This is a genomic window from Psychrobacter sp. van23A, from assembly GCF_030845275.1.
Lineage (GTDB): Bacteria > Pseudomonadota > Gammaproteobacteria > Pseudomonadales > Moraxellaceae > Psychrobacter > Psychrobacter faecalis.
Genome location: NZ_CP132595.1, coordinates 2,462,273 through 2,476,087, shown reverse-complemented (window position 1 = coordinate 2,476,087; position 13,815 = coordinate 2,462,273). Strand labels below are relative to the sequence as shown.

Here is a 13,815-nt window from a genome sequence, read left to right as displayed (position 1 = left end):
GTTAGCAGGGTTATAAGCATAGTACAACGCCTAGGCACCGATGGTAACAGGATTACCTGAATACATTACTACCGTCATACAAGGCTGCCAATAACCTGCGATATCATTTGCGCATTATAAATATAAAGTAAGGGGATCTTATGAGTCGTACACTGTGGCTAGTCGTTGGTATCATCAGTATTCTTGGCGGTATCTTTGCTTTTTTTAATCCGCTTAGCGCCAGTTTCGCTGCCGAACAACTGGCTGGATTCGTCTTTCTTTTGGTTGGTATTTTACAGTTTATTGCCCTGTTCCGTGCTTATACCACGACGGGTAAAGTGTTGGCGGCCATCGGCGGTGTACTTGGCATATTTATTGGTATTGAGCTACTACAAAACCCGCTACAAGGTATTTTGACCCTAACCATGGTGATTGCGATTTTATTTATGGCAACGGGTATTGTCAGAGTAATAGTTGCTTTTGGTTTACGCCGAACCGTGGCTTTTGTGCCAATATTAATCTCAGGGCTTATCTCGATTGCGTTGGCTATCATGATATTCACCAGCTATCCGCAGTCAGCGACTTATATTCTTGGCGTCCTATTGGCCATTGAGCTGATATCTAATGGTATCTCATTAATCATGTATTCACGTGTGCAACCACCTTTGGTTCGACGCTTGTAAATACATAAACTTATAAATGACACTAGCAATAAATCGCGATATAAAATGCATAAAAAAGACGCCGTAAAATGGCGTCTTTTTTTATTCTATAAGTTTTGATTGTTTTAAATATTAACGCGAAAACGTCAAAATATGCCCTTTAAAAGGTAGCTCAAGATAAGTGGTGTCCTCAGGTTTCACGTGCTGACTGCTAAAGCCAAATTCAACCATCTTATGGGTCAGCTTGTTTTTGCGCCCGCGTCCAGGGTCAACGACGATAACCTCACAAGTTGGCAGCGCATGACGTTCGATAAACTCCGCTAAGATATCAATATGCTGGTCTTCATATAGCAAGTCACTACCAATGATGATATCAAACTTGCCAAGATGGCTATTGTCTTCAGCCCAGTCTAAGCGTTCAAAGTTAATTTCTTTATTATTGTTCAACGTGGTATTTCTATCCAAAAAATACTCAACCGTCGGGTGATAATCGGTCGCAGTAATATCGGCATGGCGATGGTTCAGTAGTAGACTTGATAACGCCATACCGCAGCCAACTTCCAAGATACGCTTGCCTGCAATATCATAATCAAGCATATGATTGGCCAGCACCAAGCTTGACGGCCAAATTACGCCGAACATCGGCCACGACGCCGAGCAAATACCAAGGTCCAGCGCCTCGTTATCGGGGTCACTAAATTGTTGATTGTCGCGTAGGGTGCAGATATGAATGTCAGTATTGCCAATTTCAATCGTTTGATAACGTAAGCGCACAGTGGTTAGCGAAGCCATAAACTGTCCTAAAAATAAGCAAGAATGCAAGGTTTGGCAAAAGTTGCCACGTTCGGGGAATGTAGTTATTAATAAAGATGATTTAAAACATTGGAAATGTGAAGATGAGGAAAATCTAGCAATGGAGGTTTTTATTAAAATTATAAATTTAACGGAAAAGTAAACAGTTGCTTATAATAAGTATAATCTAACGTTTAAACCTTTATTGTTAATTCTAAGGGTATTGTTATTACGCGATAAAATTATAAATGGTAATTTTTATTATCATATTCAGTAGTTTAAGTTACAGATACAAAAAATGCACCGCTTATGGTTAAAGAGTGCATTTATAAGAAGCAACTGGTTTTATTAAGTGTAGTTTGCTAAATATTCGGTCTAATTAGTAAATTTAAGCCCAGACGTTTTAAGCGCCCATACCAACTCAACAAAGGCACGGTTGTTGGTTAAAGGTTCGCCATCGATGATAAGCACGTAGCCTGAGCCATCAATCCATAAAAATACAAAACTGGTTTCAGGAATCAGCAAATCAACTTGCTGAAAGAAAGAAATCGCTTGGCTCTCTACTGCCCAGCCGCGTTGTTTTTGGCGTAGCATAAAGCCTGAAAAGTCCGCCGCCACACTGAGCATATCCGCTTCTTCTTGGCTATAGCCAATCCGTGCCAGACAAAACCCTTCATCAGAACCAATCGCCGCGCGGCGTTTACCCGACAAGCTTGAAACCACATACGGTAAAAATTGATCAAGCGGCAAATTTGGCGCGGGCAAAAATAGCGACAGCTTCTCAATCCAGCCATGTTCTAAAAAGCTGTCTAACCATTCATCAGAATAGCGCTCGAGCCAGTCAGCGGCCAGCAGCGTCTCGTTATGCGACAATAAATCTTGCAAGGATAACTGCTCAGGCGTTGGTTCACTTTGCGAAAATGCCTCAAAAATGCCAGCTGGGGTCAAGGTCAGATAGGTTTTATCAGCGTTTAAATAAGAAGACATAGCGGCTACTCGTTAGATGAATGTTGATGATGCTATGAAAAATAAGCACGTTAAGCGTCTTGTGTGTCTTTGGTTTGCTCAAGTTTTTGCTGACAGTCATTCCAGCGCGCATCGAATTGCCAATCGCTTTTACCCAAGCGAAACCAAACCAAGGAGAATGCCAGACGGTCGTGACGCGCGATACAATGGGCAAAAAACTCGTTTTCGATTTGCTCTATGGTATCCCAGTCTTGATTGTCACGCGCGAGCATCAAATCGTTGGTGATGTCTTTAGCGATTTCTTTGGCGTCATCGCTACTGATACGCAGGCGCTGCGTCTGTTCATTTAAAGATGGTGAGACCAGTACGCTCCAGCGCGTTGCCAGCATACTGTTTTTTTGGATATAGCTTTTTTTATCGATACAATCACGAAAGCCTTGCTCGATAGGCGGCAGCATGCGCCCTTGCAGACGGGTAAACATATTGGTGACATCATAAGGGATGTCATACCAGCAGCCATAAAAAAAATCGGCTACCGCGCCTTGTAGTGGTTCTTTTTCGTTTAACAGTAGGGCAGCATTGATACGTTGTTCGTGAAAATGGCGGTTGTTGGGTGCGATAAATATTTTACGCGAATAAAGACGATAGACGCGCCGTGCTGCCATTTCACTTTCTTTGATGAGATCTAAAGCAGACATAAGCGTGTCCTGTTAGTCATAGCACTATGCAAAAAGCGATTAAAAAGTTATTCAAAAAGTATTAATAAAAATGCTATTAGGCCACCACTTTGCTCAATCGCTATGACGTGATAGACCATAGCGATGGTTGCTTAGCATTATTGTAGCCTAATAGGCTATGACGGCAGTAAGATGCCAATGAACCTGCTAGTCAAGTAACGTTTGCATCAAATCAATCATAAATTCTGCGTCTTCTTCGTTCATAGCTTCAAAACCTTGCGGCATACCAAGTTCAGTCAACGCTTCTTTACCATCATCATCGTTATGCAGATTCAAAATGGCATCCATCAAAATGTCAGTATCCGGAAAGCCGTCTTTAATCAGCAAAACGTGGCTGATATCGGCCAAATCGCTTTCGATTAACACTGATAGCTGCGCTTTGGTTAGGCGTGAAAAGCTATGGAAAATCTCTGCCAAAAAGAACGCTGCTTGCGCGTCACCCTTAATCACTTGGCGCGCCGCTGCCTGATATGTTTCAGTCACTGACCAGTTAAGGTCATTATCTTCGATATCGACCGCTTCAAGCAGGCGTAAACCAATCAATTTTACATCGTGGTTATCAGCCATTGCTATAGTAGCGCCAGCTTTGATGTCGTCTAAGCTATTGATATCGCTATTTGCCGCCGCGGCGATGACCATCTCATCAGATTTGCCGATAGGGCGCGCAACCGCATGGTAACCGTGCTCACGGATAAGGGTAGCCGCATCAAAAGGGTTGGCATAAATAACTTGAATATCACCTTCACTGATAACGGTTTCTTGCTCAGCATGCGAGGTAGGGATGTTTAGGTGCATGTTGAGATTGGCACGCTTTTGAATCAAAGTATTAAACATGTGCCAGCCTGCAAAACGCTCCGGCGAAAAATCAGGCGCGATTAACATATTATGTGTCGTCATGATTTAGCCTTCCTCATTTTGTTTCATTTCGGCATATTGGGCGATTGCCGCATCAATCTTGCTGCGCGATGGTTTACGGCGCACAGAAGTATAACCAACCGTTTCGCCGCGGCGCACGTTTGGTACGACAGTCGCGTAAACCCAATAGTGACTGCCATCTTTGCATAAGTTTTTCACATAGCCATGCCATTTTTGCCCAGCGTCGGCGGTCGACCATAGGTCTTTATAAGCCGCTTTTGGCATATCAGGATGGCGTAAAATATAATGCTGCTTACCGATTAATTCATCGACATCATAGCCGCTAATCTCGACAAAGGCATCATTCACGTGCGTCAAAACGCCGTTTAAGTCGGTACGTGAGACGATTAATTTACCGTCAGGATAAGGGCGTTCGATACCAGTGTCATAAACAGTGCGCGAAGTGCCGTCGTGGTAAGTCAGAGTGACTTCTTCTGCTGGCATGTCAGGCTTCATGGCGTCGGGGAGTGGAGAACCCATTGTAATCTCCTTCATTTATCATGGTTGTGATAATTATTAAAAAGCGTAAACCTTATTGAAAAAATATTTGGTTTAAGCGTATGACTTAAATTTATATGGCAAACTGACAATTAAACTCAGGTTTTAAACCGCACTGTTAGATTTATTCAATATAAACGGTATGCAATACCTTAAATAATTTTTATAAGACAAGGCATGATTTTTCATTTAAAGTGTTGTTTATCAAGTAGTTTATAGCGCTGATAGCCCATAAAGTCTTAATGACAGAACTTTAAAAATAAGTATTAGATAAGTTTTGCCAAGGCTTCTGAGGCGCGCTTAATATCTAAGAATATCAAGCCAAGTTTGGCGTTTGGTTTTGCCATAATGGTTAATACCGCCTCATCACCTGATGAGGTCATAATCACATAGCCTTTTTCGCCTTGGATCATAATACGGTCGATGCTACCACGAGCCAATTCACGACCTGCGCGGTCACCTAGTGATAATAAAGCAGCAGACATCGCGCCAACGCGGTCTTCATCAACGCCTGTAGGCAGCGCCGATGCAATCATAAGACCGTCGTTCGAGATAAGGGCAGATGCTTCAACATCGGCAGATGAGCTGTTTAGGTCTTCCAAGATTTGCTGGAATGAGTCTGTACGCATAACGATTTCTCTGTGACGAATAAATAAGGGGATAATTGGGATTGAGGATTTGCTGATTTTAGTCTTCGACTAGCGGGCGATATTATAAATCCTTACTATCACCATTGATATGGCTGAACAACGTTTGAAGCCTTAATATTCGGTGTTTTTTTTACCGCTCAATACTATTTCACTACCGTTTATCGCAATTTCATTGCGATTAATAAATAAAAGTTGGCATAGTTTAAGTTATTTAGTGTTTTTATTTTCTATTAAGATGTTTTTATTATAGAGTCAAAGTAGCAAGTAAAAAAAAGCATTGCCGAAAATGACTCAAATAAGCACGGTCATTTTTTTGACTAACGAGTTTTCACGGCGGGTTTATTGATAGATTATAATGAAATGGTGGTGTGTCAAAAAGTATGCTGATTAAAATTTGAACAATTTTTAAAGCCTTGAAAGCCCTATAGAATCAGTAAACTTAGCATAGATTTTTTATTGACTTTTATAGCCAGCATACTTTTTAGAACACCACCAATGAAATAAATATCCTTTATAAATTTTGATGATGGTGATATTTACTAGACTTATACAGCAAAAAAATGCTATATAGTTATGAGATAAAAATTGTTTGTGCTTCTGGGTTTACGATTTAGAGACACATTCAGTTGGCTTCTAATCCCCCAGTTTCTATATTTACTAGCGTATAGAAACGATTTCAATCTCACATTGGTGTTTTAAATCCCATCGTTTGTATTTAAGCGATAAAACACCCGCGTGAATCAGCACGATGACCATTTTTACCCTAAGGAACCTATATGAGTATCAGTCAGGCAATCGAAAAAGTCGAAGCACGTTACGCCCATCAACCTGAGTTTATTCAGGCGGTAAAAGAAGTTGCAATCACCATTGCTCCGCTATACGACGCCCATCCGGAATATGATACGTTCAAAATATTTGAGCGTCTTGTCGAGCCTGACCGTGTTATCGCTTTTCGTATCAATTGGGAAAACGATAAGGGTGAAGTGCAGGTCAACCGCGGCTGGCGTGTACAATTCAGCAACGCCTTAGGTCCTTATAAAGGCGGCATCCGCTTTCATCCTACCGTCAACCAATCGGTCCTTAAGTTCTTAGGTTTTGAGCAAATTTTCAAAAACGCCTTAACTGGATTGCCGATGGGCGGCGGTAAAGGTGGCGCTGATTTTGATCCTAAAGGTAAGTCTGACAGCGAAATCCGCCGTTTTTGCTATGCCTTTATGCGTGAGCTGCATCCATATGTCAGTAAAGACATCGATGTACCGGCAGGCGATATCGGCGTCGGTGGACGTGAAGTCAGCTATATGTTTGCGATGTATAAGAATCTAACGCGTGAGCACGGCGGCGTCTTGACCGGTAAAGGCGTGGGTTTTGGTGGTAGCTTAATGCGTACTGAAGCGACCGGCTATGGCGCAGTTTACTTCTTAGAAAACATGCTTGCCGCTCAAAACGATAACATCAAAGGCAAAAAAGTGTTGGTATCAGGTGCCGGTAACGTCTCACTCCACGCCGCTGAAAAAGCCCACATGCTGGGTGCAACAGTACTGACCGTATCTGATTCACAAGGCACGCTGCACGATGCAAACGGTATGGACCAAGAAAAAATCAACTGGCTAAAAGAGCAAAAAGCCCAAAGTAAGCCGTTGTGTGATTATGTCGATGTATTCGGCGGTGAATGGTTGGCTAAGCAAAAACCTTGGCATATCAAAGGTGATATTGCCATTCCATCAGCGACCCAAAACGAAGTTGATGAAGAAGATGCCAAATTAATGGTTGAAAACGGCATTAAATATATTGCCGAAGGCGCTAACATGCCACTGACCGCTGATGCGATTGACTATGTGCGTTTGCACCGCGTCCACTATGCACCAGGTAAAGCGGCCAACGCAGGCGGGGTCGCGGTATCGGGTCTTGAGATGTCACAAAACTCTGTACGTCAATATAAAACCTTTGAAGAAGTCGATGAGTGCTTAAAGTGCATTATGAAAAATATCCACGACTGCGCCGCTGACGCTTCAGAAAAATATAACCAGACCGATAACGGTTATATCGACTATATGGCAGGGGCAAATATCGTTGGTTTTAAACGCGTTGCTGATGCCTTATGTGCTTATGGTATCTTGAACTAAACTTGTCTTAATACGAAAGCAGTTTTTTATAAACCGCGCTTATCTAAGAGGATAGGCGCGGTTTTTTTGACTGCAAACAATGATGATACATTAGGATACTTTTTTGCTGCACAGGTCTATCTCATCAGCGTTATGATAAGAAAAGCGGTAGAGTTGAATAAAAAATACGGTAAACAAAATCGATAGTAATAAATAAAAATATGAATCAGGAGACGATATGATGAATAAAATTCTCAAAGGTTTTAAGCTAACAACATTGGGTGCTTGTCTGACATTAGCCTTGACGACGGGCGTCATAACTACAGCCGCCAGTGCCGCTAGTAATGTAGACGAAGTACGCGCTGCGCAAGCTGCGAAAATTAGCTTAAAGCAAGCCATTACTATCGCCAGTAAATCAGCTTCTGGTATTTTAATCAGTGCCGATTTTGATGAGGATGATAGCGATGCCATTGGCAAAGGTGGCGTCTATGAATTAGAATTCAGTACCGATAGCGTCAATTATGAAATCAAAGTAGATGCCAATACAGGTAAAATTGTAAAAAAGGAAACGGATCGTCTTGATGGCGATGATATCAACGTTTACCAAATTCAGAAAAAAGCAAAAACCGATATTATGAAGGCCATTAATATCGCTGAAAAACAAACGGGTGGTAAGATATTAGAAATTGAATTTGAGAATGATCGCGATTATGCCAATCATACGGCGTATTATAAAGCTGACCTATTAAAAGGTAACAAGATTGTTAGTATTAATGTCGACGCTAACAGCGGTAAAACATTTGCCAATAAGTTCAAAAAGTAGCAGTTATTTTGATAAAAATAGTATAAAAGACATCAGTCATAGGGTTGATGTCTTTTTTATTGAAAACGGCTTATTTACTATGCGAGCACTCAATATAATAAACGCTTAATATGAATATAACCAAAGTAAGCTCGTCTTACCCTTATTATGAATAAGTAGCTTCATCAAGGATTTTCATCTAAAAAGCCGCTATATAAAGCCTTATAAATGAGTAAAGCTTAACAATCTTACGCATACTCACTGTTTTTGTACGTTTATTCTTACCCAACTGCGCTAGTATATGAGCAAGTCATGGTTGCATAAGTAGGATTGCCGTTAAAAATATTATGAATATTAACCGTCACTTAGCCTATTTGATGCAACATAATAGAAAAATAGTATTGAAAAATAGCCGCAGTATCCTCAAATCGGGAAGCCAAAGCCAAGCATGACAGCCAATAGGCACAATTTTTAGTCAAGACTGCTTGTAATGCTTTCACCCTATTTATTGGTTTGCTACTTTTTGCCTTATTCACCTACTTTATAAGGACGTCTTATGAAACGTCGTACGCTTTTAGCCTTTGCCGCCAGTACGGTATTACTTGCCGCTTGTAATCAGTCGCCTACTACTGATGCTGATACCAATGCAGCCGATAGTGCGGCGACTGGTGGTTCTGATTTGCTCCAACGTATCAATAATGGCGGCACTATTAATGTCGGTACTGAAGGTACGTATCCGCCGTTCACCTATCATGATGAGAGCGGTAAGCTGACCGGTTATGATGTCGAAGTAACGCGGGCGGTTGCTGATAAACTAGGGGTGGATGTTGAATTTAAAGAAACCCAGTGGGATGCCATGCTAGCAGGTTTGGATTCAAAACGTTTTGACATGGTTGCCAATCAGGTAGGTTTGACCACGCCTGAGCGCTTAGCGAAATATGATAAAGCGACTGAATATAGCTGGTCAGGCGCTGTAGTGTTGGCACCGACTGATGACAATCGTTATAGCTCGTGGGAAGCGCTAAAAGGACTGCGTTCAGCGCAATCGCTTAGCAGTAATTATGGTGAGCTGGCAGAGCGTTATGAAGCTGAAATCGTTCCCGTCGATGGTATGGCGCAAGCGATTCAGTTGGTCAAACAAGGCCGCGCTGACTTTACTATGAATGACAACCTTGCCGTATTGGACTATCTAAAAAAATTCCCAGACGCCAATCTTGAGATTAAATTGGTTGCGCCTGCCAGTGAGCAGACGGGTTCGGGCTTGGTGCTGCTGAAAGGTGATGACGCAGTTGTCGAAAAACTCAATGGCGCCATGGCTGAGATAAAAGCTGACGGCACGCTAACCAAACTTAGCGAAGAATTCTTCGGTGCTGATATAAGTCAACAAAAATAATGCTAGCGTCTATAACCTCAGTATTAAGCGATTTATTGGCACTATTGCCCTTTATGGATGCTGCACGCGCCCAAATCGTTATCAACTCATTTTGGCCAATGCTCAAAGGCGGTATTTATTATTCGATACCGCTGGCATTGATATCATTTGCGATTGGAATGGTGATTGCGCTGACGGTAGCTTTGATTCGCATCGTGCCGCGTGCAGGATGGTTCCATGAGATACTTTATCGGCTTGCTCGTATCTATGTGTCTGCCATTCGCGGTACGCCGATGTTGGTGCAGCTATTTATTATCTTTTATGGCTTGCCAAGTGTTGGCGTGAAGCTCGACCCGTTTCCGTCAGCGATTATCGCCTTTTCGTTGAACATTGGCGCTTATGCGTCGGAAACGGTGCGTGCGTCGATTCTGTCTATTCCAAAAGGTCAATGGGAAGCGGGCTCCACAGTTGGTTTAACCTATCTACAAACCTTTCGCCATGTGATTTTGCCGCAAGCGCTGCGGGTGTCGGTACCGCCATTGTCCAATACCTTTATCAGTTTGGTAAAAGACACGTCTTTGGCGTCATTGGTACTGGTGACGGAGCTGTTTAAACAGGCGCAAATCATTACCGCCCGTAATTATGAGTTTATGCTGGTTTATACCGAAGCGGCGTTTATTTATTGGGCAATTTGTCTGTTTTTAACCTTTATTCAGGGCAAACTTGAAACCAGGCTTGATCGTTATGTGGCGAAATAATTTTTGCTAAAAAATATAGCCATCTTGTCGTTTTTTACCATCAGCGTTTTTTCATTTGTAAGCGGAAACCTCTATGATTCAAGTCACTAATATCCACAAAGCCTTTGGTAGCAATCAAGTGCTCAAAGGCATCGACTTGTCCATTGAAAAAGGCAAGGTAGTGGTCATCTTGGGTCCATCAGGGTCGGGTAAAACCACGTTTTTGCGCTGTCTGAATGCGTTAGAGATTCCTGATCAAGGGGTAATTGCATTTGATGATGGCAGCTTGACCGTCGACTTTGCCACCAAGCCAAAAAAGAAAACCTTACTCGCTTTGCAACGCAAGTCAGGCATGGTATTTCAGTCTTATAATTTATTTCCGCATAAGTCAGCCATTGAGAATTTGATGCTTGGGCCGACGGTGGTACAAGGACAAAGTAAAGCGCAAGCGCGCGAGCAAGCGTTGGCGTTACTTGATAAAGTCGGCTTATCGGATAAAGCAGATTTGTATCCGTTTCAGTTGTCTGGTGGTCAGCAGCAGCGTATTGGTATTGCTCGTGCGCTGGCGATTGAGCCGTCATTGTTGCTATTTGATGAGCCAACTTCGGCGCTTGACCCAGAGTTGGTACAAGATGTGCTTGGAACGATGAAGCAGTTGGCTTCTGAAGGCTGGACGATGGTGGTGGTGACCCATGAGATTAACTTTGCGCGTGATGTTGCTGACCATGTGGTCTTGATTGAAGACGGTCACATAGTCGAAGAGGGTAGCGCCAAGCAGCTATTTGAAGATTCAACGCATCCACGCACGCAAGCGTTTTTGCAGCGTATCGAGCAGTAGTTCATTTTGAAAAAAGACTGGCTTCTAAATAGCCAGTCTTTTTTATTGTATAGTAAGTGAAAAGCAATACCGTAGCGTTTTTAGGACATTTTGACTACACCTTTATGCTTTTTAACATTAGCCTTTTAAAACCCTGCATTACACCTGCAATAAAAAATTCGTTAATAAACGCTTCGCCCCCTCAGTCGCAAACGACTCTGGGTGAAATTGTACACCTTGTATCGGGTAGTCAGTGTGCGCAAGTCCCATAATCTCATCACCTGCGACCGCTGCATCTGTCAGTCTTAAGTCATGATGGGCATCATTACTCACGACGGCGGTAACAGTTAAGCAATCTGGTAACGTATCTGCCTTTACCATCAAGGAATGATAGCGCATGATTTCTATCTCTTGTGGCAAGCCTTGATAGACACCTGCATTATCATGGCGAATGGCTGAGACTTTGCCATGCATTGGTACGCTGGCTCGTACCACTTCGCCGCCAAAGACATGCGCAATGCCCTGCATGCCCAAGCAAACGCCCAATAGCGGCGTCGTCTTGCCCATAACCTCAATCACTTCGGCGCAAATACCAAAATAGGCCGAGTCGTCAGGCGCACCAGGGCCGGGTGAGATGATAATGCGGTCAAGATTCATCGCCTGCACATCAGCCAAGGTAATTTCGTTATTACGTTTGACGATGACATTTGCCGCTTGTTTAGCGTCGTCTTTATCACCATCCATGGTTTGTAAAATCTCGCCAATATATTGATAAAGGTTAAAGGTAAAAGAGTCGTAGTTGTCGATAATTAAAACATTCATAAGGCATAAGCTCTTTAGCAAAAGTACAATGGATTCACGCTGTCATAAAGCTGTCTAACACCACTTTCATCGCTGACAGCTTACGCTGGATTTCTAAGTATTCATCAGCAGGATTGGAGTCGTAAACATTGCCGCCGCAAGTTTGCGCATAAGCCGACTCACCATTGATAAATAGACTGCGAATAGGAATGGCAAAAATACAATCACCATTAAAATTAAAGGAGCCTAGCGCGCCGCCATAAGCACCGCGGCCATCAGGCTCAAGCTCATTAATCACTTTAATGGCTTCCACTTTTGGCGCCCCTGATAAAGTACCGGCGGGGAAATTGCTGGCAAGGGCGCTAAACATATCTTCATCGGGGTGCAAAATTCCGACGATTTCAGAAGAAATGTGCTGCACGTGTGAGAAGCGTTTGATATCCATGAGGCTACGCACCTTTACCGTACCAAATTGTGCCACACGGCCGATATCGTTGCGATGCAAATCGACCAGCATATTGTGCTCGGCAATCTCTTTGGCATCATTCAGTAGCGCGCGGGCAAGCTTACGGTCTTCTGCGATATCGACGCCGCGCTTAGCAGTGCCCGCTAATGGGTAGGTTTCCATCTCACCTTGGCGCAGGCGAAACAGTAGCTCAGGCGAGGCACCAATAATGCATTGCTGAGCAAATTTCATAAAATACATATGCGGTGACGGATTAACCGCGCGTAGCTTTTCGTAAATTGGCATCTTGTCGCCGAAAATGCGATATTTGGATTTAAAGCCAACTTCGCACTGAAAGATGCGCCCAGAGATGATGTCTTCTTTGACTTGCAGCACCGCTTTGGCATGCTCCTCTTGACTCATGCCATCCCCCAAAAACTCTACTGAGGGTGGTTCATAATTGGGGATGGGGGCTTCAAGTAAGGCTTTGATTTGCTCGATGCGATTTTCTTGCTGCGCGGTTGGATAGTAGAAATAGAAAATCTCACCGGTCATCTTATCAAGCGTTAAACCATCTAAATACACGCCAAATTTAAAGGGTTCAAAATCATCACTGGCTTTGGCGTTGAGACTTGGCTCAAAGAAATTAACACTGTCATAACCCAAGTAGCCAACCAGTCCGCCGCTTTGGTCGCGCGCAATAACGTGCTGCGGGGTGATGCTGCGTAATAGCTGATAAGGATTGTCAGTTTGATAATGTGTGGTTTCGGCGGTTTTATTATCAGTAATTGCTAAGGTGGTACGGTCGATAGCGGCAATAGTCATCACTGGGTCAAAACCAATGGCATGGTGGCGCGCCATATGTCCATCCTCGCCCAATGATTCAAGCAAATAACAAGTTTCAAAAGCGTGCTCAATACGCTTAAATAACGCAAAAAAATCTATATCCTGCGTGAGTTTGATACGCTGTGGTTTGCTAGGAATTTCGATAGCAGCAGGTTGGTCAGGCTTGGAAGTAGAAGCGGTCATAACGATGTCCAAAATAGTTCAATGATTTATCAAAAAAATAAGGCAGAATGAAATTATGTTTTTGCCCAATTAAGCGTCTTTTTTATGCGTATTTTCTCTATGAGTTTTAAGTAGGGCGCTCACATCGTGACTTTGCATGGCTTTCGCACCGCGCGAGACAGTGGCGATACCGACGCCGAGCTGCTCAGATATCTCACGCTGGGTGATACCGCGCTCTAACAAATCAAAAATACGGATGCGATTGGCGATTTCTTGTTGTTCTTTATCGGTCAATAGCGCAGTAAATAGCTCGTCGATAGCGCTACTATCGTGACAGCTGGCCAAATGAGTTAATAGACTGTGATAAGGATTGGCGCTCATAATATATAATCTTAGTAAGAGAAAGGATAATAAGCAAAATATTGTTTCGTTTCAGTATTCTAGTACAGTAGTACAAGAAAAACAAGTAACGTGTTTGGACGTTTAGCGTTATTTGTTTAACGCTTGATGTTGAAGGTTAAATTGAAAATAA

The 13,815-nt window shown here is 42.9% G+C and carries 15 protein-coding genes; 6 read left to right on the top strand and 9 right to left on the bottom strand.

The genetic code is table 11. The annotated features are described in order from the left end of the window. Nucleotides 1-140 precede the first annotated feature (140 nt). The gene (locus tag RAH45_RS10495; RefSeq protein WP_068407267.1) at nt 141-662 is read left to right on the top strand and encodes an HdeD family acid-resistance protein; all 522 of its coding nucleotides are present in this window, start codon (nt 141-143) and stop codon (nt 660-662) included. A 111-nt stretch (nt 663-773) separates the two neighbouring features. Here RAH45_RS10495 and RAH45_RS10490 read toward each other — a convergent pair whose 3' ends face one another. The 6 genes from RAH45_RS10490 to RAH45_RS10465 all read right to left on the bottom strand — a co-directional run bounded on the left by RAH45_RS10490 (nt 774) and on the right by RAH45_RS10465 (nt 5,178). After that, entirely contained in the window at nt 774-1,433 is a 660-nt protein-coding gene (locus tag RAH45_RS10490; protein ID WP_102077624.1) for a class I SAM-dependent methyltransferase, read from the bottom strand. Nucleotides 1,434-1,808: 375 nt separating this feature from the next. Next, nucleotides 1,809-2,420: a hypothetical protein gene (locus RAH45_RS10485; protein WP_306495263.1), complete on the bottom strand. Its 612-nt coding sequence runs from the start codon at nt 2,418-2,420 to the stop codon at nt 1,809-1,811. 50 nt (nt 2,421-2,470) lie between these two features. Beyond that, nucleotides 2,471-3,097, bottom strand: coding sequence for a hypothetical protein (locus tag RAH45_RS10480; protein ID WP_191690429.1), 627 nt, complete (start codon nt 3,095-3,097; stop codon nt 2,471-2,473). Between the two features lie 186 nt (nt 3,098-3,283). Then, complete coding sequence (locus tag RAH45_RS10475; RefSeq protein ID WP_191690431.1) at nt 3,284-4,033, bottom strand: PhnD/SsuA/transferrin family substrate-binding protein; 750 nt, start codon at nt 4,031-4,033, stop codon at nt 3,284-3,286. 3 nt (nt 4,034-4,036) lie between these two features. Beyond that, nucleotides 4,037-4,531 carry a PAS domain-containing protein gene (locus RAH45_RS10470; RefSeq protein ID WP_082894364.1) on the bottom strand — a complete coding sequence of 165 codons (495 nt, stop codon included), beginning with the start codon at nt 4,529-4,531 and terminating at the stop codon, nt 4,037-4,039. 284 nt (nt 4,532-4,815) lie between these two features. Then, entirely contained in the window at nt 4,816-5,178 is a 363-nt protein-coding gene (locus RAH45_RS10465) for a roadblock/LC7 domain-containing protein (RefSeq protein ID WP_010201036.1), read from the bottom strand. A gap of 797 nt (nt 5,179-5,975) precedes the next feature. Between RAH45_RS10465 and gdhA the strand changes: the two genes are divergently transcribed. The 5 genes from gdhA (at nt 5,976) to RAH45_RS10440 (ending at nt 11,050) form a co-directional block, all read left to right on the top strand. After that, complete coding sequence (gene gdhA, locus RAH45_RS10460) at nt 5,976-7,322, top strand: NADP-specific glutamate dehydrogenase (protein ID WP_191690434.1); 1,347 nt, start codon at nt 5,976-5,978, stop codon at nt 7,320-7,322. Nucleotides 7,323-7,539: 217 nt separating this feature from the next. After that, a complete protein-coding gene (locus RAH45_RS10455; protein ID WP_191690436.1) occupies nt 7,540-8,124 on the top strand; it encodes a PepSY domain-containing protein in 585 nt (194 codons plus the stop codon). A 535-nt stretch (nt 8,125-8,659) separates the two neighbouring features. Continuing rightward, nucleotides 8,660-9,496, top strand: a complete 837-nt coding sequence (locus RAH45_RS10450; protein WP_191690437.1) for an amino acid ABC transporter substrate-binding protein — start codon at nt 8,660-8,662, stop codon at nt 9,494-9,496. 53 nt (nt 9,497-9,549) lie between these two features. After that, a complete protein-coding gene (locus tag RAH45_RS10445; RefSeq protein ID WP_180952590.1) occupies nt 9,550-10,233 on the top strand; it encodes an amino acid ABC transporter permease in 684 nt (227 codons plus the stop codon). A gap of 73 nt (nt 10,234-10,306) precedes the next feature. Continuing rightward, nucleotides 10,307-11,050 carry an amino acid ABC transporter ATP-binding protein gene (locus RAH45_RS10440; protein ID WP_102077631.1) on the top strand — a complete coding sequence of 248 codons (744 nt, stop codon included), beginning with the start codon at nt 10,307-10,309 and terminating at the stop codon, nt 11,048-11,050. A 138-nt stretch (nt 11,051-11,188) separates the two neighbouring features. Here the strand turns inward: RAH45_RS10440 and RAH45_RS10435 are convergent, their stop codons facing one another. From RAH45_RS10435 to RAH45_RS10425, 3 genes are all read right to left on the bottom strand, one after another. Next, nucleotides 11,189-11,851, bottom strand: a complete 663-nt coding sequence (locus tag RAH45_RS10435) for an anthranilate synthase component II (RefSeq protein WP_191690439.1) — start codon at nt 11,849-11,851, stop codon at nt 11,189-11,191. A gap of 34 nt (nt 11,852-11,885) precedes the next feature. Further along, on the bottom strand, nt 11,886-13,304 hold the full coding sequence (locus tag RAH45_RS10430) for an anthranilate synthase component I family protein (protein ID WP_191690441.1): 1,419 nt from the start codon (nt 13,302-13,304) through the stop codon (nt 11,886-11,888). Between the two features lie 69 nt (nt 13,305-13,373). Continuing rightward, nucleotides 13,374-13,664 (bottom strand): Trp family transcriptional regulator, encoded by a 291-nt coding sequence (locus RAH45_RS10425; RefSeq protein WP_068407232.1) that lies wholly within the window; start codon nt 13,662-13,664, stop codon nt 13,374-13,376. Between the last annotated feature and the right edge of the window lie 151 nt (nt 13,665-13,815).